We start from the raw sequence: 23,235 nt of genomic DNA, 5'->3' as shown, positions 1-23,235 counted from the left end.
CGCGGCGGTAGCCATGCACCGCGTTTCAGCTCGCGTGGTGCAGCTCTTCGATACTGATCTCGCGCATGCGGAACTTCTGGATCTTGCCGGTCACCGTCATCGGGAACTCCTCCACAAACTTGAAGTACCGGGGCGTCTTGAAATGCGCGATGCGACCCTTGCACCAGCTTTGCAGCTCCAGCGCAGTGGCGACATGACCGGGGTGGAATTTGATCCAGGCGACAATCTCTTCGCCATAGCGCTCATCGGGAATGCCGATGATCTGCACGTCAGCCACCGCCGGGTGGGTGAAGAAAAACTCTTCCACCTCGCGTGGGTACACGTTCTCGCCACCGCGAATGATCATGTCCTTGTTGCGCCCGGCGATGCACACATAGCCGTGCTCATCCATGCTGGCCAGGTCACCGGTGTGCATCCAGCCCTCAGCGTCGATGGCGTCGCGGGTGCCGTCGGGGTTGTTCCAGTAGCCGAGCATCACGCTGTAGCCACGCGTGCACAGTTCGCCGACCTGGCCACGGGGCAGCGTGTTACCGGCTTCATCGATGATCTTGCTTTCCAGTTGCGGCTGGGTGCGGCCGACGGTGGTCACGCGGCGTTCCAGGTCATCATCCGCACCGGTTTGCAGGGACACAGGACTGGTCTCGGTCATGCCGTAGGCGATCTGCACCTCACCCATGTGCAATTCGCCGATGACCCGGCGCATCACCTCGATGGGGCACGTGGCGCCGGCCATGATGCCGGTGCGCAGGGTGGACAGCTCGAACTCGCCCCGGCGCGGGTGATCGAGCAGGGCGATGAACATGGTGGGCACGCCGTACAGGCCGGTGGCGCGCTCTTCGGCCACGGCGGTGAGGGTCAGCAGCGGGTCGAAGCCGTCATTCGGATAGATCATGGTGGTGCCGTGGGTGATGCAGCCCAGGTTGCCCATCACCATGGCGAAGCAGTGGTACAGCGGCACCGGGATCACCAGGCGGTCCTGCGCGGTGAGGCCCAGGCTTTCGCCGACCATATAGCCGTTGTTGAGGATGTTGTGATGACTGAGGGTGGCGCCCTTGGGGAAACCGGTGGTGCCGGAGGTGTACTGGATATTGACGGCTTGGTCGAAGTGCAGGCTGGCCTGGCGGCTGTGCAACTGCTCGGGTGGGAGGGCTGCACCGAGGGCCGCCAGCTGCGACCAGGGCAGGAATCCCGGGGGCGGGTTGGGGTGGAGGCTGATCATGCCGCGCAGCTCAGGCTGCAGCTCCTGCAGCATCGTGTGATAGTCAGAGGTCTTGAACGCCCCGGCGCACACCAACCACTCGCAACCGGACTGCTTGAGCACGTAGTCCAGTTCACTGCTGCGGTAAGCCGGGTTGATGTTGACCAGGATCACGCCGATCTTGGCGCTGGCGATTTGGCTGATGCACCACTCGGCGCAATTGGGCGCCCAGATGCCCAGGCGATCACCGGTTTGCATGCCCAGCGCCATGAATGCACGGGCGTGCACATCGACGGCCTCGGCCAGCTGCCGCCAGGTGTAGCGACGTTGCTGATGGCGCACCACAAGGGCTTCGCCATCGGGGTATTGCGCCACGGTGTGATCGAAGGCCTGGCCAATGGTCATGGCCAGCAAGCTCTTGTCCTGGGAGCCACGGCTGTAGCTCGGATGCGGTTGATCCATAACGACCCCTGTTGTCTTTTTTGTAGGTTGACGTATACGTAAACTACGATTGACAGCGCCATAACGCAAGCTTACGTTAACGTAAAGGTGAGCGTCCTTCCCTGGCACACCTTCCACACAACAACAAAGTCCACATTAAGGTGCCTGTCCATGAGTTACCCGTCCCTGAACTTCGCCCTCGGTGAAACCATCGACATGCTGCGCGACCAGGTGCAGTCCTTCGTGGCCAAGGAAATCGCGCCCCGCGCGGCACAGATCGACATCGACAACCTGTTCCCCGCCGACCTGTGGCGCAAGTTCGGGGACATGGGCCTGCTGGGCATCACCGTGCCGGAAGAATACGGCGGCGCCGGCCTCGGTTACCTGGCCCACGTGGTGAGCATGGAAGAAATCAGCCGTGGCTCGGCTTCGGTGGCGCTGTCCTACGGCGCCCATTCCAACCTGTGTGTGAACCAGATCAACCGCAACGGCAGCCACGAGCAGAAGCTCAAGTACCTGCCCAAACTGATCAGCGGCGAACACGTCGGCGCCCTGGCCATGAGCGAACCCAACGCCGGTTCCGATGTGGTCTCGATGAAACTGCGCGCCGACAAACACGGCGACCACTACGTGCTCAACGGCAGCAAGACCTGGATCACCAACGGTCCCGACGCCAGCACCTATGTGATCTACGCCAAGACCGACCTTGAGAAAGGCGCCCACGGCATCACCGCATTTATCGTCGAGCGCGACTGGAAAGGCTTCAGCCGCAGCAACAAGTTCGACAAGCTGGGCATGCGCGGCTCCAACACTTGCGAGCTGTTCTTCGATGACGTGCAAGTGCCGGAGGAAAACATCCTCGGCGTGCTCAACGGCGGTGTGAAAGTACTGATGAGCGGCCTCGATTACGAGCGCGTGGTGCTGTCCGGCGGCCCCACCGGGATCATGCAGGCGTGCATGGACCTGATCGTGCCGTACATCCACGACCGCAAGCAGTTCGGCCAAAGCATCGGCGAATTCCAGCTGATCCAGGGCAAGGTCGCCGACATGTACACCCAACTCAACGCCAGCCGCGCCTACCTCTACGCGGTGGCCCAGGCCTGCGAGCGTGGCGAGACCACGCGCAAGGACGCGGCCGGGGTGATCCTCTACAGCGCCGAACGCGCCACGCAAATGGCCCTCGACGCGATCCAGATTCTCGGCGGCAATGGCTATATCAATGAATTCCCCGCCGGGCGCCTGCTGCGTGACGCCAAGCTGTATGAAATCGGCGCCGGTACCAGTGAGATTCGGCGGATGCTGATCGGTCGCGAACTCTTTAACGAGACAAAATGAATTTCGTCAGCGGCAAGTGACAAGCTTCAAGCGGCAAGAGGACGGTGCTCTTGCTTCTAACTTGTAGCTTGTCGCTCGAAACTCAAAGCTGCTACGGAGTAGCCCATGCTTCTACACACCCAGCTCAACCCACGCTCAGCGGAGTTCGCCAGCAACAGCGCGGCGATGCGCCAACAGGTCGATGCCCTGCACACCCTGCTCGCCCACGTGCAGCAAGGCGGCGGCGCCAAGGCCCAGGAGCGCCACACCTCGCGCGGCAAATTGCTGCCCCGTGAGCGTATCAACCGCCTGCTGGACCCGGGCTCGCCGTTCCTTGAACTCAGCCAACTGGCCGCCCATCAGGTGTATGGCGAAGATGTACCCGCCGCCGGCGTGATTGCCGGCATCGGCCGCGTGGAAGGCGTGGAATGCATGATCGTCGCCAACGACGCCACGGTGAAAGGCGGCTCCTACTACCCGCTCACGGTGAAAAAACACCTGCGCGCCCAGACCATCGCCGAGCAAAACCGCCTGCCGTGCATCTACCTGGTGGATTCCGGCGGCGCCAACCTGCCGCGCCAGGACGAAGTATTTCCGGACCGCGAGCACTTCGGGCGGATCTTCTTCAACCAGGCCAACATGAGCGCCCAGGGCATCCCGCAGATCGCCGTGGTGATGGGCTCGTGCACCGCTGGCGGCGCCTACGTGCCGGCCATGGCCGACGAAGCGATCATGGTGCGCAACCAAGCGACGATCTTCCTGGCCGGCCCGCCGCTGGTCAAGGCGGCTACCGGTGAAGTGGTGAGCGCCGAAGACCTCGGCGGTGCCGATGTGCACTGCAAGATCTCCGGCGTGGCCGACCATTATGCCGACAGTGACGAACACGCCCTGGCCCTGGCCCGACGCAGCGTGGCCAACCTCAACTGGCGCAAGCAGGGCCAGCTGCTGCAACGCACGCCAGTGGCGCCGCTGTACAGCAGCGAAGAGCTTTATGGCGTGATCCCGGCCGATGCCAAGCAGCCCTTCGATGTGCGCGAAGTCATCGCACGGCTGGTGGATGGCTCGGTGTTCGATGAGTTCAAGGCGCTGTTCGGCACCACCCTGGTGTGCGGCTTCGCGCACCTGCACGGCTACCCGATTGCGATCCTGGCGAACAACGGGATTCTGTTCGCCGAGGCCGCGCAAAAAGGCGCGCACTTTATCGAACTGGCCTGCCAACGCGGGATACCCCTGCTGTTCCTGCAGAACATTACCGGGTTTATGGTCGGCCAGAAATACGAAGCCGGTGGCATCGCCAAGCACGGCGCCAAGCTGGTGACGGCGGTGGCGTGCGCCAAAGTGCCGAAATTCACGGTGATCATCGGCGGCAGCTTCGGCGCCGGCAATTACGGCATGTGCGGGCGCGCCTATGACCCGCGCTTTTTGTGGATGTGGCCCAACGCGCGGATTGGCGTGATGGGCGCCGAACAGGCGGCGGGCGTGCTGGTGCAGGTCAAGCGTGAGCAGGCCGAACGCGCAGGCGTCGGGTTCAGCGCGCAAGAGGAAGCGGCGATCAAGCAACCGATCCTCGACCAGTATGAAACCCAGGGTCACCCTTATTACTCCAGCGCACGCCTGTGGGACGACGGCGTCATCGACCCGTTGCAGACCCGCGACGTGCTGGCCCTGGCCTTGTCCGCCGCGCTGAATGCCCCCATCGAGCCGAGCCGCTTCGGCGTGTTCCGCATGTAAATGGAGCCGTCCCCCATGAGCGATTTCAACACCCTCGAACTGATCACCGACAGCCGTGGCTTTGCCACGCTGTGGCTCAGTCGTGAAGCCAAGAACAACGCGTTCAACGCCGAGATGATCCGCGAACTGATCATCGCCCTCGACCATGTGCAGAGTGATGCGTCCCTGCGTTTCCTGGTCCTGCGTGGGCGCGGCAGGCATTTCAGCGCCGGTGCCGACCTGGCCTGGATGCAGCAGTCGGCCGAGCTGGATTACCACACCAACCTGGACGACGCCCGCGAACTGGCGGAGCTGATGTACAACCTGGCCAAGCTGAAAATCCCGACCCTGGCGGTGGTGCAAGGCGCTGCCTACGGTGGCGCGCTGGGCCTGATCAGTTGCTGCGACATGGCCATCGGCGTCGATGATGCGCAGTTCTGCCTGTCGGAAGTGCGCATCGGCCTGGCCCCGGCGGTGATCAGCCCGTTCGTGGTACAGGCCATCGGCGAACGTGCGGCGCGGCGCTATGCCCTGACCGCCGAGCGTTTTGGCGGCCAGCGTGCACGGGAGATCGGCCTGTTGGCGGAAAGCTACCCGATTGGCGAACTGGAGCAGCAGGTGGAACAGTGGATCACCAATCTGCTGCAAAACAGCCCGGCGGCGATGCGCGCCAGCAAGGACCTGTTGCGCGAAGTCGGTAACGGCGCGCTCACCCCTGCCCTGCGCCGCTATTGCGAAAATGCCATTGCGCGCATCCGTGTCAGCGCCGAGGGCCAGGAAGGTTTGCGCGCGTTCCTGCAAAAACGCCCACCGAGTTGGCAGTCCCAGGAGCCACGTTCATGAGCACATTGACCACCGTACTGGTGGCCAACCGCGGCGAGATTGCCTGTCGGGTGATGCGTACCGCCAAGGCCATGGGCCTGACCACCGTGGCGGTACACAGCGCCGTCGACCGTGATGCGCGACACAGCCGCGAGGCGGATATTCGTGTCGACCTGGGGGGCAGCAAGGCCTCCGAGAGCTACCTGCAAATCGACAAACTGATCGCCGCCGCCCAGGCCAGCGGCGCCCAGGCCATTCATCCAGGCTACGGTTTCCTGTCGGAAAACGCCGGGTTTGCCCGTGCGATTGAAGCGGCAGGCCTGATTTTCCTGGGGCCGCCCGCCTCGGCCATCGACGCGATGGGCAGTAAGTCCGCCGCCAAGGCCCTGATGGAAACCGCCGGCGTGCCTCTGGTGCCGGGTTATCACGGCACAGACCAGGACCTGGAAACCTTCCGCGCCGCCTGCGCGCGCATCGGCTATCCGGTGCTGCTCAAGGCCACCGCCGGTGGTGGCGGCAAGGGTATGAAAGTGGTGGAGGACGTCAGCCAACTCGCCGAAGCCCTGGCCTCCGCCCAGCGTGAGGCGCTGTCGTCCTTCGGCAACGGGCAGATGCTGGTGGAGAAATACCTGCTCAAGCCACGCCACGTAGAGATTCAGGTGTTTGCCGATCAACATGGGCATTGCCTGTACCTCAATGAGCGGGATTGCTCGATCCAACGTCGCCACCAAAAGGTCGTCGAGGAAGCGCCGGCACCGGGGCTGAGCGTTGAACAGCGCAAGGCCATGGGCGAAGCGGCGGTGCGTGCGGCCCAGGCTATTGGTTATGTGGGTGCGGGCACGGTCGAGTTCTTGCTGGATGCGCGCGGCGAGTTTTTCTTTATGGAGATGAACACGCGGCTGCAGGTCGAACACCCGGTCACCGAAGCGATTACCGGCCTGGACCTGGTGGCCTGGCAGATTCGCGTCGCCCAGGGCGAGGCGCTTCCGATCACCCAGGAGCAGGTGCCGCTGATCGGCCATGCAATTGAAGTGCGTTTGTACGCCGAAGACCCCGCCAACGACTTCCTGCCCGCCACCGGGCACCTGGCGTTGTATCGCGAGTCCGCGCCGGGCCCGGGGCGCCGCGTGGACAGTGGCGTTGAGCAAGGAGACACCGTGTCGCCGTTCTACGACCCGATGCTCGGCAAGCTGATTGCCTGGGGCGAAGACCGTGAACAGGCGCGCCTGCGGTTGCTGAGCATGCTCGATGAGTTTGCCGTGGGTGGGCTGAAGACCAACCTGGGCTTCCTGCGGCGCATCATTGGCCATCCGGCATTTGCCGCAGCTGAGTTGGACACCGGGTTCATTCCGCGCTATCAGGACGAGCTGCTGCCGGTGGCCGGAACGTTGAGCGACGCGTTCTGGCAGGCGGCCGGTTCGGCCTTCATGCAGAGCTTGCCTGCGGGTGACGGGCCATGGGCGGACACCGGTGGATTCCGTGCTGGATTGCCCGCCGAGGTCTCGCTGCATTTGAGCTGCAATGGCCAGGACCGCCTGGTGACACTGGTCGCAGACGCCGCGAAACTGCAGGGCGAGCAGTTAGTGATCGAATATCAGGGCGTCCGTCGTTCACATCTGGCAGTGCGCAACGGGCACACGGTGTTCCTGCGTTGGGACGGCGAGATGCATGGCGTCGGCCTGTTCGATCCAATTGCGGCCGTCGAAGCCAACCAGTCTCACCAGGGCGGCCTGACGGCACCGATGAACGGCAGCATTGTGCGGGTGCTGGTGGACGTCGGCCAAACGGTCGAGGCCGGCGCGCAACTGGTGGTGCTTGAAGCGATGAAGATGGAGCATAGCATCCGCGCGCCACAGGCCGGGGTGGTCAAGGCGCTGTTCTGCCTGGAAGGCGAAATGGTTGCCGAAGGGTGCGCGCTGGTTGAGCTCGAAACGGCGGACTAGAACTTCGCCGTAGCCTGCACGACAACGCCGAGGATTCGACAATCAACGGTGAACAGCAGTTTCGGGTAGGTGGGGTTGAGCGGCACCAGGTAGAGCTGGCCGCTTTCCTCCAACAACTGGCGGAAGGTCGCCTGGGGACTGTCGGCCCGTTGGGCGACTACCAGTTTGCCGGGTTCGACGGCGATGGCCGGATCCACCAGGATCATCATCCCCGCAGCGATGCTCGGGCCGCTGAGCGCAGTCATGGCGTCACCTGTCACCGGCAGCCAGAAGGCGTCTCCCTGGGCGTGGTAGTCCGTCAGTTCGAAGCGCGCAGCGCCATAGGCCGGGCGCTCTTCGCGGATTTCGCACAGGCCTTTCCACTCGCTGACCGGGTAGCGAAAATACGACGTGTACTGTTTTGTCGGGCCACGAACCTCGTCGGCCTTCTCACGCAGCTCCTGCACCACTTCCAGGTAGCCCAGCCCCAGCTCTGCCAGCACCCGGTTCATATCCGCCAGGCTCGGCACGCGGCGCTTGTTGAGCCAATGGCCGACGCCGCCCTGGGACATGCCCAAGCGTTCAGCCAACTCACCCTGGGTGACCTTGCGGTCTTTCATATTGGCCTTGACCAACGCTATCCATTTATCCATGGGGGCCGACAATACGTCAGGTATTTTCCAGGGCAATAAACAGTTTGTAGTAATCCATAAAACGACATAAATACGATACGTACTATCATCGAACATAAGGTTTTCGACACCCACCCAGAGTACCGCCCCTTATGACGACGAGCCCGTATCTCCTGCCTGAACCCCCTCAAAGCGATGACATGCTAGGCCTGCGCAGCAGCGGTGCTGCCCAGCGTGCGCTGGACTTTTACTTGAAAGAGAATATGTCAGCACCCATCCCGGATATGGGCCTGTTCACCATCAAGCCTGGCATCAGCCAGGAGGAAGCCCTGGTGCACGCCTCGGACCTGTTGCGCAGTGCCGCCGCCACGGCCTACGAATCAGCGAGCAGCCATCAGGGCAGCCAGCGCGACCTGGCATTTTCGGTGGTGTATTTGATTGATATGGCGAAGGCGATGGTAGAGCAGTCGTTGCAGGCACCGGAGGTTCGGGCGAACGGATAACAGGCGCGAAGGAAAAATATTTCTATCCCACGGATAAAAACATTTGACTTGCAAATGATAATGATTATTATTGGACTCAGCTGATCGCGAGATCAGTCGATAGACCAAGGGACCTTAGGTCGGACTCTTGGAATATCTCCTCATCAGGCTAATCACGGTTTTTGACCCGGCTCTTTGGCCGGGTCTTTTTTTTGCCAGTTTCCCTGGCATGGCTTCAGGCTAATGAAGACTGTGTATTGCTTGATGGCGCGCATAGTAGCAAAAGACCATCGCCCAAAGAAAGCCGGTCGAGCGCTCTGGCGCACATCTCTGCGAAATAGCGCTTGAGAATCAATCTCATAGATTCTAAGCTGCGGCGGCGTCATGGACGACGCCCCCCTCCCTGCAACAATTTTGCATCCAGGCTTTACCAGACTCCTGTGTAATATAGCCGCCACAACACTCATATTCAGGCAACCAGACTATGACCGTGGCCTTGACCTCCATCAAGATCAGTACCGACTTCGACAGTGGCAATATCCAAGTGCTCGACGCCAGCGATGCCTACCAGTTGTTGCTGGCCATCCAACCCGATACCCGCAGCCACCATTACCAATGGTTTCACTTCAAAGCCGAAGGCATGCACGTGGGCCACACCCATAATTTTCGCCTGAGCAACGCCGGTGGCTCTTCGTATAGGCACGCTTGGAGCGGCTACAACGCTGTCGCGTCTTATGATCACGTCAACTGGTTCCGAGTCCCTACGCGCTTTGACGGCGAGATCCTGCACATCAGCCTCGAAACCCGTGAGAAACATGCCTGGCTGGCCTACTTCGAGCCCTACAGTCGCGAACGCCACGACTGGCTGATTGACCAGGCCCTGAAGTACGCCGGCACCAAACTGCTGGCCACCGGCAAAAGTGTCGAGGGCCGCGACATTCAACTATTGCGGCGAGGCAAAGGCGGCGAAGGCCGGCGCAATATCTGGATCATCGCCCAGCAGCACCCCGGCGAGCACATGGCCGAATGGTTCATGGAGGGCATCATCGAACGCCTGCAACAGGATGGCGATGCCGAGATGAAAAAACTCCTGGCCGTTGCCGACCTGTACCTGGTGCCAAACATGAACCCCGACGGCGCCTTCCACGGTCACCTGCGCACCAACGCCATGGGCCAGGACCTCAATCGCGCCTGGCAAAGCGCCAGCCAGGAGATCAGCCCGGAAGTGCTGTTCGTGCAACAGCAAATGGAACAGTACGGTGTCGATCTGTTCCTCGACATCCACGGCGACGAAGAAATCCCCTACGTGTTCACCGCTGCCTGCGAAGGCAACCCCGGCTACACCCCGCGTATCAAAGCGCTGGAAAAACGCTTCCGCAGCCATTTGAGTTCGCTGACCCGTGACTTCCAAACCACTCACGGCTATACCCGCGACTTGCCGGGCGAAGCCAATATGACCCTGGCCTGCAATGCCGTTGGCGAGAAATACGACTGCCTGTCCCTGACCCTGGAAATGCCGTTCAAGGACAACGATGACGCCCCCAACCCGAAGACCGGTTGGTCAGGTGAGCGCTCAAGGCAACTGGGCAAGACTGTGTTAAGTACCGTGGCCGATCTCGTCACGGCACTGCGCTAACCCCTGCCCACTCCCCCCGGCGTCAGTCCTTGGTGCCGGTCATGCTCTGCAACACGCCATCGCGCCGAATCAAGCCATGGAACAACGCCGCCGCCAGGTGTAACAGCACCGTCAGGAACAGCAGGTAGGCCAGATACCCATGGGCCTTGCGCAGCACCGCAAACAACGGCGCATTCGCCCCGACCAGTGCCGGCAACTGCACTGAACTGCTGAGCATCACCGGATCACCCGCCGCCGAGATCATCGCCCAGCCCAGCAGCGGCAACACCAGCATCAACCCATACAAGACCAGATGGGACGCCTTGGCCGCCAGCACTTGCCACAGCGGCAAGTCAGACGGCAACGGCGGCTGGCGGGTGGAGAAGCGCACCGCCAAACGCACGATCACCAGCACCAGGATCGCGATCCCCAGCGGCTTGTGCAGGTGGATCAACCACTCATGCCGCTCCGACACCGACGCCGCCAGACCTGCGCCGATAAACAACATGGCGATGACCATCAGCGCCATCAACCAGTGCAGCAGGCGCGCCAGGGGCGCAAAAAACCGGGGTTGGGCATTCATGGCTTCGACTCCGCAGGGGCACTGTGCAAGGGGCTGACTTCACCGGCACGGCGCAGGTACGAACTGGCATACGCCGCCGAACGTGCAGCCAGCAGCGGGTCATTGGAGGCTTCGATGCCGCTGGGCAAAATCAATGGATCGAAATTAATGTCGCGACAATCACCGTCGGCCTGGGGTTGGCTGCTTTGCAGCACCAGGGTGCCGGCATTCAACACCTTGTGCTCACCGGTCCAGGGTTTGCTCGCGTCATCCAGCGGGTCGCCGGGGTTGGCCAGGGTCATGTTCAACTGCCAACGCAAAGGCCCTGAGGCCAGGCGTTGCACCAGGTCTTTCTCAAGAAAATCGCCCCCGGCCGGTGCGGTCTCCCCCGCCGCATCCTGACGCTCGGGCACTACGCCCCAGCGCACGGCCTGGCGCTTGCCCTCGGCACTCACCAAGTAAAACGCGTTGATGCCGTTATAGGTTTCGGTCGCATAACTGGCCGATGGTTTGGCCGTCTTGACCCACGCCAGGAATGGCGCCGCCTCAGGGTGTGCGGCAAAAAACGCCGGCATATTCGCCGGGTTCGGCTTGCCGGTGGCCGGGTCCGGCGCACCGGCCTTGAGCATCTGGTAGAACGCCTCGGGCGTGCCCACCGGGAACACCGGCATGCTGTTCATGCCGGTACGCCATTGCTGGCCGTTGGCCAGGCTGAACTGCACGGCAAAGCTGCGGATCGGCACACTGCTGTCCGGCGCATAGGGGTTGCCGCTGGGCAAGGCGAAGCGGCCGATCAACGGGGTCCTGGCCTCACTGAACACTTGAGCGCTGGAGTAGGCACGGGCCTCGGCACTGCTTTCGAAGTACCCGGCCACGCACACGCCCTTGGCGTGGTTACGCCGGAATCCAGGGTGTACGCCGTTGTTGGTTTCCAGGGCATTGACCAGGGTTTTCGGGCGCAGGCGTTGTGGGTCGAGGCTGCCATTGACGTAGGCAAATGCCCCGGCCATAACCGCAACCACGGCACCAATTCCCGCGAGTCGTGCGATCAGGCTCGCCGTGCTTAACGGGGGACGTGGCGGTGATGAGTGATCTACCATGAACAAACTCCAGGGCCTGAAGGCCTTTGGGGGTAAACATAAGGTCGGAGCATTAAGACGAACGCCGATCCGCTCTATTCCCAGGCCCTGGATTTATTTTCAACGGTCGGGAATAACCGTTCACGCCGGACGTCTCTCTAGTCCCAGCGAAGTGACCAGCCAGACACCCATGCATGAACTCGACGAACCGTTACGTGAACTCATCCCCAGGCTGCGGCGTTTCGCTGTGTCCCTGACCCGTAACGCCAGCAGTGCCGACGACCTGGTGCAGGCGACCCTGGAGCGGGCGATCACCCGTTGGGCCGACAAACGCATCGAAGGCGATCTGCGCGCCTGGCTGTTCTCGATCCTCTACCGGCAGTTCCTCGATGCCCACCGCCGCACCCGGCGCTATGCACGCATGCTGGAACTCTTTACCGGCCGCGATGATGCGCAGCCGTCGGTGGAGCGCACCGTCATCGCCCAAGCGACCCTGCAAGCCTTCGATCAACTCAACACCGAACAACGCGCGCTGCTGTTGTGGGTGTCGGTGGAGGGCTTGAGCTACAAGGAAGTCGCGCAAATACTCGAGGTGCCGATCGGCACCGTGATGTCGCGCCTGTCCCGTGCGCGCCAAGCACTGCGTCAACTCAGCGATGGCGACATTGCCAGCCCTTCCCTGCGGATACTCAAATGATCAGCCTGCCCCCCAGCGAACGCGACCTGCATGCCTACGTCGATCACCAACTCCTGGACAGTGATCGCCGTGTGCTCGAAACCTATTTGGCCGCCCACCCAGAGCTCGCGGCCCAAGTGCAGGCCTGGCAGCAGGACGCACAATGGCTGCGTGCGTCATTGAGCGGCGTCCTGCAACAGCCGGCCAACCCGGCGCTGGACCCGGCGCTGATTCGCCAACGCATCAAGCATCAATCGCGCCGCCACTTTGCCACGGCGGCGGTGTTGCTGATTGCCGTCAGCCTCGGCGGCCTCGGCGGTTGGCATGCCCGTGAAGCCACGCAACCGCCGCTGTTACCGATGGCCGATGCGATGCAAGCGTTCCGCCTGTTTGCCCAGGAGGGCATCATGCCCGCCGACTACAACGGCCAGGACCGCGGCACGATGCAGGCGTGGCTCGACCGCTACTTCAATCAAGCCCATCGCCTGCCGGACTTGAGCCAAGCAGGCTTCACGCCCGTCAGCGGGCGACTGCTCACCACCGATCAAGGCGCCGCCGCCATGGTGCTGTACCAGGACGCACAAGGTCGGCGCATCAGCTTCTACATCCGCCCACCTGGCCCGGACAACGGTTTCCTGCCCCGTGGCGAGCGCACGGCGGATGGGTTGCAAGCGCAATACTGGTCCGGCGGCGGCTACAACTATGCGGTGGTCAGTCCAACGGACCAGCCGACGCCAGCCCTACAGCCGTTCTAGATTGGTCAAATCGCCACCGGCGCCCTAAAGTAAGCGACCACCGCACTACAGAGTGACTCGCATTGGCCGTGCTCCCCCTTATCCGTCGTTTGTTCGGTAAAAAAACCGACACACTGGACGACACGCCCATCCAGACGTTCTTTCAGGACAAAGCCCGGCAACTGGGTTACACCCTCAGTGGTGGCCAAGCCCAGGCCATCGCCGCGATGGCGCGCCAGACCCAGTACCTGCTCGCCGGCCAGCCTACCCGCAGCCTGTACCTGCACGGCCCGGTGGGACGCGGCAAAAGCTGGCTGCTGGACGGTTTCTTCCAGGCACTGCCTATCGCCGAAAGGCAACGCGTGCATTTCCATGAGTTTTTCGCCCAACTGCACCGCGGTATGTTCACGCACCAGGCGACGGACGATGCATTGGCCATCGCCCTGGACGAGCTGCTCGACGGCTGCCGCGTGTTGTGTTTCGACGAGTTCCACGTGCACGACATCGGCGATGCCATGCTGATTACCCGGCTGTTCAAGGCCTTGTTCCAGCGTGGCGTGTGGGTGCTGGTCACCTCCAACTATCCACCCGAAGGGCTGCTGCCCAACCCGCTGTACCACGAGCGTTTCAAGCCGGTGATCGACTTGATTGCCGCGCGTATGGACGTGCTGGAAGTCAGTTCGCCCGAAGACTTTCGCAGCCTGCCCCAGGCCCATGCCGTGCAGCGCTTTACCACCGGCTATTACCTGTGGCCGGGCACGCAGGCCCAGCGTGCGGCGCTCGGCCTGCCTGTCAGCGGCGGCCCGACGCAGACGCTGACGGTGGGCAACCGGACGTTGATCTGTCGCCAGCATCAAGCCCGCACCATCGTATTCACCTTCAACGACCTGTGCGAACAACTGACGGCGGTGATGGACTACCTGTTGCTGTGCGAGGCATTCGATCACTGGGTCATCGACGGCCTGCCCCACCTGGCAGAGTGCCCGATCGCCGTGCAGCAGCGTTTTATCAACTTGGTGGACGTGCTTTACGACAAGGACAAGCACCTGATCCTGATCGGCGAACAACCGCTGGCACAGGCCATGAGCGGCCAGGCCATCGACCTGGCGCGCACCGCCAGCCGCCTGAACCAATTGCAACAGGCCACCCCGCAACCGGTACGCGACCCGGTATCATGAGCGCCATTTACACCCCCCTTGCCGAGTGACCGCGCCGTTCATGAATACCCTCGCCCAACTCAAGGCCGGCCACTTGGCCGGCATTACGCGCCTGGACCTGTCCTGCGGGCTCACCGAATTCCCGGAGGAAATCTTCGGGCTGGCCGACTCCCTGGAAATCCTTAACCTCAGCGGCAACGCCCTGAGCCGCCTGCCCGACGACCTGCACCGCCTGCCGCACCTGCGCGTGCTGTTCTGCTCGGACAACGCCTTTACCGAGCTGCCCGCGAGCCTCGGCCAGTGCGCCAAATTGAGCATGATCGGCTTCAAGGCCAACCAGATCAGCCACGTGCCCGCCGCCGCGCTGCCACCGTTGCTGCGCTGGCTGATCCTCACCGACAACCGCATCAGCCAGTTACCCAGCGAGTTGGGCGAGCGGCCGCTGCTGCAAAAACTGATGCTCGCCGGTAACCAACTGACGCAGTTGCCTGAGAGCCTGACCAACTGCAGCAACCTGGAGCTGATCCGCATCGCCTCCAACCGCCTCACGCGCCTGCCCGAGTGGCTGTTGGCACTGCCGAGCCTGACCTGGCTGGCCTATGCGGGCAACCCGGTGGAAATGGCCGTGGATAGGGCGGCGGACGACGCAACACCGGATATTCCCTGGACGGAACTGGAACTGGCCGACGTGCTGGGCGAAGGTGCCTCGGGGGTCATTCGCAAGGCCCTGTGGACCCCCACGGCCAAGCCCGTCGCCGTCAAGCTGTACAAAGGCACGATCACCAGCGACGGCTCGCCGCTGCACGAAATGCAAGCCTGCATCGCCGCCGGCTTGCACCCCAACCTGATCAAGGTGCAAGGCCGCGTGGTGGGTGCCCCTGAGCACCAGGCCGCGTTGGTCATGGACCTGATCGACCCGAGCTACCGCAACCTCGCCGCCCTGCCGAGCCTGGCCTCGTGCACCCGCGACGTCTACGACCCCGCCACCCGCTTCAGCGTCGACGTAGCTTTGCGCATGGCCCGAGGCATCGCCTCCGTGGCCGCGCATTTGCACCGGCACGGTATCACCCATGGCGACCTGTACGGCCACAATATCCTGTGGAATGAAGCGGGAGAGTGTTTGCTCGGAGACTTTGGCGCGGCGTCGTTTCATGCCAAGGCAGACACCTTGGAAACGCGGGCATTGCAACGCATTGAAGTGCGCGCGTTCGGGGTGTTGCTGGGGGAATTGCTGGAGCGGGTTGAGGCGGGGTCGCTTGACGAGGCGCTGGTAGAGTTGCAGAAAAGCTGCTGCCAGCCCGATGTGTTGGCACGGCCGAGCTTCGAAGAAATCAACGCCTTGCTGCAATCCATCCAACACTGCTAAACAACTGTGGGAGGGGGCAAGTCGAATCGTCGCACCGCCCCTCCCACATGTGGATCGCGTTTCTTCAGTTGATAAATCAGCCCGCCAGGCCCACGAACATATCCTGCACGTCGTCGTGGTTGTCCAAGCCTTCGAGGAAGGCTTCGACTTCAGCCATCTGCTCATCGGTCAGGCCGCTTACCGGGTTTTTCGAGATGTAGCCCAGCTTGGCCGACAGCACGGTGAAACCCTGTTCCGGCAGGGCTTTTTGCACGGCGTCCAGGTCAGTGGTCTCGGTGATGAACAGGGTGGTGCCCTCTTCTTCGCCGTCTTCAAAGTCCTGCGCACCGGCTTCGATGGCTGCCATTTCCGGATCTGCATCCGGGGTGTCCGGCGAGGCTTCGATCAGGCCGACATGGTTGAAGTCCCAGGCCACGGAGCCGGAAGCACCCAGCTGACCCTTGCGGAACGCCACGCGGATTTCCGCCACGGTGCGGTTGATGTTGTCGGTCACGCACTCAACGATCAACGGCACCTGGTGCGGGGCGAACCCTTCATAGGTCACGCGGTGGTATTGCACGGTTTCACCGAGCAGACCGGCACCCTTCTTGATCGCGCGTTCCAGGGTTTCCTTGGGCATCGAGGCCTTTTTGGCCTGTTCCACGACCAGACGCAGGTGGGCGTTGGTCGCGGTGTCGGCCCCGTTGCGGGCGGCGATAGTGATTTCTTTCACCAGCTTGCCAAAAATCTTGCCCTTGGCATTGGATGCCGCTTCTTTATGTTTGACTTTCCACTGTGCGCCCATGACTCACTCTCTTTTCGTCCATCGCGCCGAAACGTCTACTGGCCGGCGCTTTGGGGGCAGAGTTTATAGCGCGAGAACGCATCGTTCCACCAAAAAACCCTCAGGGCGCCAACTCGAAAAACGCCTGAATCAGGCGCAACGAGCGGCGCCGCTCCATGCAACCGAGCGTATGCCGGTTGACCAGCCCATCGCCTTGGACCGCCACGGCCCGCACCCGCGGGTCCGGGCTGACTTCCATGGACGAGACCACGCCCACCCCCAACTCAGCGGCGACGGCTTCGGTCACCGCCTCGCGGCTGTCCAGTTCCAGCAGCACCTTGGGCTGCACATTCGCGGCCATGCAGGCGTCATCGAAGGTACGCCGGGTGATGGAGCTGGGCTCGCGCAGCACCATGATCACGTCGTTGAGTTGCTCAAGGCGGATACCCTCGGGTTGCTGCGCCCACGGATGGCTGGCCGGCACTAGTGCGCAAATCCGCGACTCATTCAACGGTTGCAGGTGCAGGCCATTGCGCGGCTCCACTTCGGTGAGCACCGCCACATCCGCATGTTCGGACAGCAGCGCGGCGAGGGTTTCCTGGGCATTGCCCAGGCGCAGGTTGACGGTAATCCCGGGGTAGCGCGCGCGCAGGCTGGCAATCATCGGCATCACCAGGTGCGGGCCGTCCGCCGCGACTTCCAGGCGCCCGGTCAGCAGTTGGCGGTTGGCCTCCAGCATCGTCTGGGCTTCGTCCACCAGGCCAAAGATCGCCCGTGTGATCGCCGCCAGCCGCGCGCCCTCTTCGGTCAACTCCACGCGTCGGGCGGTGCGGCGCAGCAACGGGATCTGGTAGTGCTCCTCCAGGGCCTTGATATGCCCGGTCACCGCCGGCTGGCTGATAAACAGCCGCGCGGCAGCCCGGGTAAAACTGCCCTCGCGGGCCACGGCATCGAATGCGCGCAGTTGGAACAGATTCATAGCTATCGGCCTCACTGATAGCTCGCATAACAACAAACAATTTGATTGATGGCAAGCCAAACTGCAATTTAGGCGCCGTAGCTTCAACCCCGATGCCTTGCAAGGACTTGAGATGACCACTGCCGCGCCGATCCTGCTGACCCCTGGCCCCCTGACCACATCCAACCGCACCCGCCGGGCCATGATGGTGGACTGGGGTTCATGGGATGACCGCTTCAACCAGCTCACCGCCAGCGTCTGCGAGCAATTGCTGGCGATCCTCCACGGCGAAGGCAGCCACCATTGCGTACCGTTGCAAGGCAGCGGCACCTTTGCGGTCGAAGCCGCCATCGGCACCCTGGTCCCGCGTAACGGCAAGGTACTGGTGCTGATCAACGGCGCCTACGGCAAGCGCCTGGCCAAGATCTGCGAAGTGCTCGGCCGTGATTTCAGCATCTTTGAAACCGCCGAGGACGAGCCCACCACCGCCGCCGATGTGGAGCGCCTGCTGGCAGCAGACAGCGCCATCACCCACGTTGCGTTGATCCACTGCGAAACCAGCACCGGCATTCTCAACCCGCTGCCGCAGATCGCACAGGTCGTCAAACACCACGGCAAGCGCCTGATCATCGACGCCATGAGCGCCTTCGGCGCGCTGCCGATCGATGCCCGCGAGGTGCCCTTCGACGCGCTGATCGCCGCGTCGGGCAAGTGCCTGGAAGGCGTGCCGGGCATGGGCTTCGTCTTCGCGAACAAACAGGCGCTGGCCGCTGCCCAGGGCAACTGCCATTCCCTGGCGATGGACCTGTTCGACCAGCACAACTACATGGCCAAGACCGGCCAATGGCGCTTTACCCCGCCGACCCATGTGGTCGCTGCCCTGCACGAAGCGTTGCTGCAATACCAGGAAGAAGGCGGCCTGCCCGCGCGCCACCGACGCTATGCCGACAACTGCCAGGCATTGCTCGACGGCATGGCCGCGCTGGGCCTGCGCAGCTTCCTGCCGGCGGCGATCCAGGCACCGATCATCGTGACCTTTCATGCACCGACAAACCCGCGCTACCAGTTCAAGGATTTCTACGAACGGGTCAAGGCCAAGGGTTTCATTCTGTACCCCGGCAAATTGACCCAGGTGGAGACGTTCCGCGTGGGCTGCATCGGCCATGTCGACGCAGCCGGCATGCGCGCTGCGGTCAAGGCGATCGCCGAGGTGCTGCAAGAAATGGAAGTGTCGGACATCTGATTGCCCCTAACCCACAGGATCTGAACCATGAACTATCAAAACCCCAACACCCTCCAGGCCGTTATCCTCGACTGGGCCGGCACCGTGGTCGACTTCGGCTCCTTCGCCCCCACGCAGATTTTTGTCGAGGCCTTCGCCGAGTTCGGCGTGCAGGTTTCCATCGAAGAAGCCCGTGGCCCGATGGGCATGGGCAAGTGGGACCATATCCGTACCCTGTGCGATCAGCCGCAAGTCGCCGAGCGCTATCGCCAGGCATTCGGGCGCACGCCTACCGATGACGACGTGACGGCCATCTACCAGCGTTTCATGCCCTTGCAGATCGAGAAGATCGCCGAACACTCGGCGCTGATCCCCGGCGCCCTCGACACCATCGCCCGGCTGCGTGTGCAAGGCATCAAGATCGGCTCTTGCTCCGGCTACCCCAAGCAAGTCATGGACAAGGTCGTCGCGCTGGCCACCACCAACGGCTACGTCGCCGACCACGTGGTCGCCACCGACGAAGTGCCCAATGGCCGCCCATGGCCGGCCCAGGCCCTCGCCAACGTGATCGCGTTGGGCATTGACGATGTGGCGGCGTGCGTCAAGGTCGACGACACTGCGCCGGGCATCCTCGAAGGCCGTCGCGCCGGGATGTGGACCGTGGCCCTGACCTGCTCCGGCAACGCGCTGGGCCTGACCTACGCGCAGTTCCGCGCCCTGGACAGCGCCACGTTGGCCAGCGAACGCACGCGTATCGAAGCGATGTTCGCAGGCTCGCGCCCCCACTACCTGATCGACACCATTACCGACCTGCCGGCCATCATCACCGACATCAACCAGCGCCTGGCCCGCGGTGAAATGCCGCAAAGCTACTGATAGAGGTCAAGACAACGGCATCGCGTCGGGCAAACCGTGCAAAACAGGCTTACAGTAAAAGGACTTCGTCGCCAAAGAACGGAGATTTGCCCTGATGAGTGAGGAACCCAGCGATGCCGTGGAAAAATTCCGATACGCGCTACAGCACCATGTCGATTGCGCTGCACTGGTTGATGGTGGTGCTACTGGCGGTGGTCTACGCCTGCATTGAGTTACGCGGACAGTTTCCCAAAGGCAGCGGCGCACGCACGTTGATCGTCGAGATGCACTTCATGTTCGGCCTCACCGTGTTTGTGCTGGTGTGGCTGCGCCTGTTCGCGCGCAGCCTGGGGGTTGCACCGAAGATCGTCCCCACCCCGCCGCAATGGCAAAGCCTGCTCGCCACGCTGATGCACTTCGCGCTGTACGCCTTGATGATCGGCATGCCGATTGCCGGTTGGCTGATCGTCAGTGCCGAGGGGCATTCGGTGATGTTCTATGGGATCGAGTTGCCGCCGCTGATCGCTGAAAACAAGGCACTGGCCAAAGAGATTGAAGGCTGGCACGTGCTGTTCGGCCAGATCGGCTACTGGCTGATCGGCCTGCATGCGTTGGCGGGGATCTTTCATCATTATGTGATGCGTGATAACACGGCGCTGCGGATGATGCCGGGTAAGCGCGCTAGGCTGTAAACCCTCGGCGGCCCTGCAAGCCACCGGTATGCACGAAGATCAGGCGAGTGCCGGGTGCAAACCGCCCGGCCTCGATCTGCTGCTTCAACGCCAGCAACGCCTTGCCGGTATAGATCGGCTCAAGCGGTATACCGCAGGCCTGTTCGGTAGTCTCGATAAATTCGAGCAACAGCGGATCGACCTTGGCGAAGCCACCCCGACTGGCGTCCAGCAATTCATAACCACCCTGCACCAGGGCGCTCACGTTCTGCGCCACGCCATGATCATCCGGTACCGCCATTGCACCGTACACCGGATGCGCGCCCGCCTCTGCCAGGACCAAACCCGCCAGGGTTGTACCGGTCCCTGCCGCCAACCACCAGGCGTCGTAATCGGCCCAACCCAGGTTGTTCAATTGCCCGCGTGTCTGTTCGACCAAGACCCCGCATCCCCGCGCCCCGGCCATCCCGCCGCCGCCTTCGGGCACGGGATACAAGTGCGGGTATTGCTCACGCCACGGCAACCAGAAGTCCGGCGCGTGGCGCGCGCGATAGCCGCCATACCCCAACCAATGCAGGTGCATGCCAAAGGTTTTCAGGTCGAGGACGGTGGGGGTGTCTTGGGGATGGCCACGCAGCAGGCCGACGGTAGGGAAACCAAAGCGTTTGCCCGCCGCTGCCAGCGCGTGCAGATGGTTGGAGTAAGCCCCGCCGAGGCTGATGATGCCGCTGGCACCGGCTTGTCGTGCCTGGGCCAGATGTTCGGTGAGCTTGAACCACTTGTTGCCGCTGATCAGCGGGTCGATGCGGTCCAGGCGCAGCACGGCCAGCTCGACGCCGTTGAGCCACTCCAGCGCTAACGGTGCAAGCGGAGCATGGGGAAGCCAATCGAAAGGACCCATCGGGCGGCATCTGCCTGAAAAAAGGGACGGTAGTCTAACACCGCCCCTTGCGTCGTCTTACAGCTCGGCGGCGAGGCGCGAGCCTTGGTTGATGGCGCGCTTGGCATCCAGCTCGGCCGCCACATCGGCGCCGCCGATCAGGTGCACGTTCTGCCCCGCTGCAACCAGGCCGTCCTGCAACTCGCGCAGCGGGTCTTGCCCGGCGCAGATGACGATATTGTCCACGGCCAGCAGCTGCGGCTCCCCCTCGGCGCCGATGCGGATATGCAGGCCGTCATCGTCGATCTTCAGGTACTCGACGCTGTTAAGCATCTGCACGCGCTTGTTCTTCAAGCCGGTACGGTGGATCCAGCCGGTGGTCTTGCCCAGGCCGTCGCCGACCTTGGAAGCCTTGCGTTGCAGCAGGAACACCTCACGCGCCGGTGCATGGGGTTGCGGCTTGATCCCGGCCACGCCGCCACGGGCTTGCAACTGGGTGTCGATGCCCCACTCTTTCCAGAATGCTTCACGGTCGAGGCTGGTGGATACGCCTGCATGCACGAGGAACTCCGACACGTCAAAACCAATGCCGCCGGCGCCGATCACCGCCACACGCTTGCCGACCGGCTTGCGCTCAAGGATCACGTCCAGGTAGCTCAGCACCTTGGCGTTTTCAACCCCCGGAATCGCCGGCGTACGCGGCGCAATGCCGGTGGCCAGGATGATCTCGTCGTAACCGCCCGCCACCAGTTGTGCGGTGTCGACACGGGTGTTGAGGCACAGCTCGACGTGGGTGGTCTGCAACTTGCGATTGAAGTAGCGCAGGGTCTCGAAAAACTCTTCTTTGCCCGGTACGCGCTTGGCGATATTGAATTGGCCGCCGATCTCACTGGCCGAATCGAACAAGGTCACCTGGTGGCCACGCTCAGCCGCCACGGTCGCGGCGGCCAGGCCTGCGGGGCCGGCACCGACCACGGCGATTTTCTTGATCTGCTTGACCGGCAGGTAGTTGAGTTCGGTTTCGTAGCACGCGCGCGGGTTGACCAGGCAGGTGGTCAACTTGCCGCCGAAGGTGTGGTCCAGGCAGGCCTGGTTGCAGCCGATGCAGGTGTTGATTTCATCGGCACGGCCGGCGGCGGCCTTGTTGACGAACTCGGGGTCGGCGAGGAACGGCCGCGCCATCGAGACCATATCGGCATCGCCTTCGGCGAGGATTTGCTCGGCAATTTCCGGTGTGTTGATGCGGTTGGTGGTGATCAGCGGGATCTGCACCGCACCGCGCAATTTAGCGGTGACTTTGCTGAACGCGCCACGCGGTACTTTGGTGGCGATGGTCGGGATACGGGCTTCGTGCCAGCCGATGCCGGTGTTGATAAGGGTCGCGCCAGCCTGCTCGATGGCCTTGGCCAGTTGCACGATTTCTTCCCAGACGCTGCCGCCGTCCACCAGGTCGAGCATCGACAGGCGGAAGATAATGATGAAGTTCGGGCCCACCGCTTCACGCACGCGGCGCACGATTTCCACCGCCAGGCGCATGCGGTTTTCGTAGCTGCCGCCCCAACGGTCGGTACGGTGGTTGGTGTGGGCGGCGAGGAACTGATTAATGAAGTAGCCTTCGGACCCCATGATTTCCACGCCGTCGTACTCGGCGAGCTGGGCCAGCAGCGAACAGGTGACGAAATCCTGGATCTGCTTCTCGATGCCTTCCTCGTCCAGTTCCTTGGGCTTGAACGGGTTGATCGGCGCCTGGATCGCACTCGGCGCGACCTGTTTCGGACTGTAGGCATAACGCCCGGCGTGGAGGATCTGCATGCAGATCTTGCCGCCCGCCTCATGCACGGCCTTCGTGACGATCTTGTGCTTCTGCGCTTCTTCTTCGGTGGTGAGCTTGGCCGCGCCAGAGTACACCCCGCCTTCATCATTCGGCCCTATGCCGCCGGTGACCATCAGCCCCACGCCGCCACGGGCACGCTCGGCAAAGTAGGCCGCCATGCGCTCGAAACCACCGGGCTTTTCTTCCAGGCCCGTGTGCATCGAGCCCATCAGGGTGCGGTTGCGCAAGGTGGTAAAACCCAGGTCCAACGGGGCCAGCAGGTGCGGGTAGGTAGCAGCGGTCATGGTACAGCTCCACAACGGATCATCACGGGACGTGGGGGGCTCGAATGGCACCCCATCG

Annotated in this window: 21 protein-coding genes; 13 read left to right on the top strand and 8 right to left on the bottom strand. The window is 62.7% G+C overall.

Going from position 1 to position 23,235, the window contains the following annotated elements:
- Nucleotides 1-25: 25 nt before the first annotated feature.
- A complete protein-coding gene (locus tag AB1462_RS12895) occupies nucleotides 26-1,660 on the bottom strand; it encodes an AMP-binding protein (protein ID WP_367246806.1) in 1,635 nt (544 codons plus the stop codon).
- A 150-nt stretch (nucleotides 1,661-1,810) separates the two neighbouring features.
- Between AB1462_RS12895 and AB1462_RS12890 the strand changes: the two genes are divergently transcribed.
- From AB1462_RS12890 to AB1462_RS12875, 4 genes are all read left to right on the top strand, one after another.
- Nucleotides 1,811-2,974, top strand: a complete 1,164-nt coding sequence (locus AB1462_RS12890; protein ID WP_090402686.1) for an isovaleryl-CoA dehydrogenase — start codon at nucleotides 1,811-1,813, stop codon at nucleotides 2,972-2,974.
- 105 nt (nucleotides 2,975-3,079) lie between these two features.
- Complete coding sequence (locus AB1462_RS12885; RefSeq protein WP_259193293.1) at nucleotides 3,080-4,684, top strand: carboxyl transferase domain-containing protein; 1,605 nt, start codon at nucleotides 3,080-3,082, stop codon at nucleotides 4,682-4,684.
- 15 nt (nucleotides 4,685-4,699) lie between these two features.
- Nucleotides 4,700-5,506, top strand: coding sequence for a gamma-carboxygeranoyl-CoA hydratase (locus AB1462_RS12880; protein WP_367246805.1), 807 nt, complete (start codon nucleotides 4,700-4,702; stop codon nucleotides 5,504-5,506).
- Complete coding sequence (locus AB1462_RS12875; RefSeq protein ID WP_367246804.1) at nucleotides 5,503-7,428, top strand: biotin carboxylase N-terminal domain-containing protein; 1,926 nt, start codon at nucleotides 5,503-5,505, stop codon at nucleotides 7,426-7,428. The genes AB1462_RS12880 and AB1462_RS12875 overlap by 4 nt, the downstream gene beginning before the upstream one ends.
- Here the strand turns inward: AB1462_RS12875 and AB1462_RS12870 are convergent.
- Entirely contained in the window at nucleotides 7,425-8,060 is a 636-nt protein-coding gene (locus tag AB1462_RS12870; RefSeq protein WP_090402676.1) for a LexA family transcriptional regulator, read from the bottom strand. The two genes, AB1462_RS12875 and AB1462_RS12870, sit on opposite strands and share 4 nt — an antisense overlap.
- Nucleotides 8,061-8,191: 131 nt before the next feature.
- Here AB1462_RS12870 and AB1462_RS12865 point away from each other — a divergent pair, with 131 nt between their 5' ends.
- Nucleotides 8,192-8,542 carry a DUF3077 domain-containing protein gene (locus AB1462_RS12865; protein WP_090402674.1) on the top strand — a complete coding sequence of 117 codons (351 nt, stop codon included), beginning with the start codon at nucleotides 8,192-8,194 and terminating at the stop codon, nucleotides 8,540-8,542.
- 463 nt (nucleotides 8,543-9,005) lie between these two features.
- On the top strand, nucleotides 9,006-10,157 hold the full coding sequence (locus AB1462_RS12860; protein WP_259193290.1) for a M14-type cytosolic carboxypeptidase: 1,152 nt from the start codon (nucleotides 9,006-9,008) through the stop codon (nucleotides 10,155-10,157).
- 22 nt (nucleotides 10,158-10,179) lie between these two features.
- On the opposite strand, the gene AB1462_RS12855 is transcribed toward AB1462_RS12860, so the two are convergent.
- Together AB1462_RS12855 and AB1462_RS12850 are read right to left on the bottom strand one after the other, a co-directional pair.
- The gene (locus AB1462_RS12855) at nucleotides 10,180-10,719 is read right to left on the bottom strand and encodes a cytochrome b (protein WP_090402670.1); all 540 of its coding nucleotides are present in this window, start codon (nucleotides 10,717-10,719) and stop codon (nucleotides 10,180-10,182) included.
- Nucleotides 10,716-11,798, bottom strand: coding sequence for a catalase family peroxidase (locus AB1462_RS12850; protein WP_367246803.1), 1,083 nt, complete (start codon nucleotides 11,796-11,798; stop codon nucleotides 10,716-10,718). The genes AB1462_RS12855 and AB1462_RS12850 overlap by 4 nt, the downstream gene beginning before the upstream one ends.
- 169 nt (nucleotides 11,799-11,967) lie before the next feature.
- On the opposite strand from AB1462_RS12850, the gene AB1462_RS12845 reads away from it, so the two are divergent.
- From AB1462_RS12845 to AB1462_RS12830, 4 genes are all read left to right on the top strand, one after another.
- Nucleotides 11,968-12,474: an RNA polymerase sigma factor gene (locus AB1462_RS12845; protein ID WP_367246802.1), complete on the top strand. Its 507-nt coding sequence runs from the start codon at nucleotides 11,968-11,970 to the stop codon at nucleotides 12,472-12,474.
- The gene (locus AB1462_RS12840; protein ID WP_259193288.1) at nucleotides 12,471-13,208 is read left to right on the top strand and encodes an anti-sigma factor; all 738 of its coding nucleotides are present in this window, start codon (nucleotides 12,471-12,473) and stop codon (nucleotides 13,206-13,208) included. The genes AB1462_RS12845 and AB1462_RS12840 overlap by 4 nt, the downstream gene beginning before the upstream one ends.
- Before the next feature lie 62 nt (nucleotides 13,209-13,270).
- The gene (gene zapE, locus AB1462_RS12835; protein ID WP_367246801.1) at nucleotides 13,271-14,365 is read left to right on the top strand and encodes a cell division protein ZapE; all 1,095 of its coding nucleotides are present in this window, start codon (nucleotides 13,271-13,273) and stop codon (nucleotides 14,363-14,365) included.
- Nucleotides 14,366-14,405: 40 nt separating this feature from the next.
- Nucleotides 14,406-15,710, top strand: coding sequence for a protein kinase (locus tag AB1462_RS12830; protein ID WP_367246800.1), 1,305 nt, complete (start codon nucleotides 14,406-14,408; stop codon nucleotides 15,708-15,710).
- Nucleotides 15,711-15,786: 76 nt separating this feature from the next.
- Here the strand turns inward: AB1462_RS12830 and AB1462_RS12825 are convergent, their stop codons facing one another.
- Both AB1462_RS12825 and AB1462_RS12820 read right to left on the bottom strand, forming a co-directional pair.
- Nucleotides 15,787-16,494 (bottom strand): YebC/PmpR family DNA-binding transcriptional regulator, encoded by a 708-nt coding sequence (locus AB1462_RS12825; protein ID WP_090402660.1) that lies wholly within the window; start codon nucleotides 16,492-16,494, stop codon nucleotides 15,787-15,789.
- A gap of 100 nt (nucleotides 16,495-16,594) precedes the next feature.
- Entirely contained in the window at nucleotides 16,595-17,452 is an 858-nt protein-coding gene (locus tag AB1462_RS12820; RefSeq protein WP_090402658.1) for a LysR substrate-binding domain-containing protein, read from the bottom strand.
- Nucleotides 17,453-17,564: 112 nt separating this feature from the next.
- On the opposite strand from AB1462_RS12820, the gene AB1462_RS12815 reads away from it, so the two are divergent.
- The 3 genes from AB1462_RS12815 (at nucleotide 17,565) to AB1462_RS12805 (ending at nucleotide 20,200) form a co-directional block, all read left to right on the top strand.
- Nucleotides 17,565-18,674, top strand: a complete 1,110-nt coding sequence (locus tag AB1462_RS12815; protein ID WP_315338017.1) for a 2-aminoethylphosphonate--pyruvate transaminase — start codon at nucleotides 17,565-17,567, stop codon at nucleotides 18,672-18,674.
- Nucleotides 18,675-18,701: 27 nt separating this feature from the next.
- Complete coding sequence (gene phnX, locus AB1462_RS12810) at nucleotides 18,702-19,529, top strand: phosphonoacetaldehyde hydrolase (RefSeq protein WP_367246799.1); 828 nt, start codon at nucleotides 18,702-18,704, stop codon at nucleotides 19,527-19,529.
- Between the two features lie 113 nt (nucleotides 19,530-19,642).
- Nucleotides 19,643-20,200, top strand: coding sequence for a cytochrome b (locus AB1462_RS12805; protein ID WP_259193282.1), 558 nt, complete (start codon nucleotides 19,643-19,645; stop codon nucleotides 20,198-20,200).
- Here the strand turns inward: AB1462_RS12805 and AB1462_RS12800 are convergent.
- Nucleotides 20,190-21,080: a 1-aminocyclopropane-1-carboxylate deaminase/D-cysteine desulfhydrase gene (locus AB1462_RS12800; protein ID WP_367246798.1), complete on the bottom strand. Its 891-nt coding sequence runs from the start codon at nucleotides 21,078-21,080 to the stop codon at nucleotides 20,190-20,192. The two genes, AB1462_RS12805 and AB1462_RS12800, sit on opposite strands and share 11 nt — an antisense overlap.
- Before the next feature lie 57 nt (nucleotides 21,081-21,137).
- Nucleotides 21,138-23,177 (bottom strand): FAD-dependent oxidoreductase, encoded by a 2,040-nt coding sequence (locus AB1462_RS12795; protein WP_367246797.1) that lies wholly within the window; start codon nucleotides 23,175-23,177, stop codon nucleotides 21,138-21,140.
- Between the last annotated feature and the right edge of the window lie 58 nt (nucleotides 23,178-23,235).

It is taken from the genome of Pseudomonas sp. SB113 (assembly GCF_040754745.1).
GTDB classification, from domain to species: Bacteria; Pseudomonadota; Gammaproteobacteria; order Pseudomonadales; family Pseudomonadaceae; genus Aquipseudomonas; species Aquipseudomonas grimontii.
The sequence above is the reverse complement of the archived record's forward strand: the minus strand, read 5'-3'. Positions and strand labels throughout refer to the sequence as shown.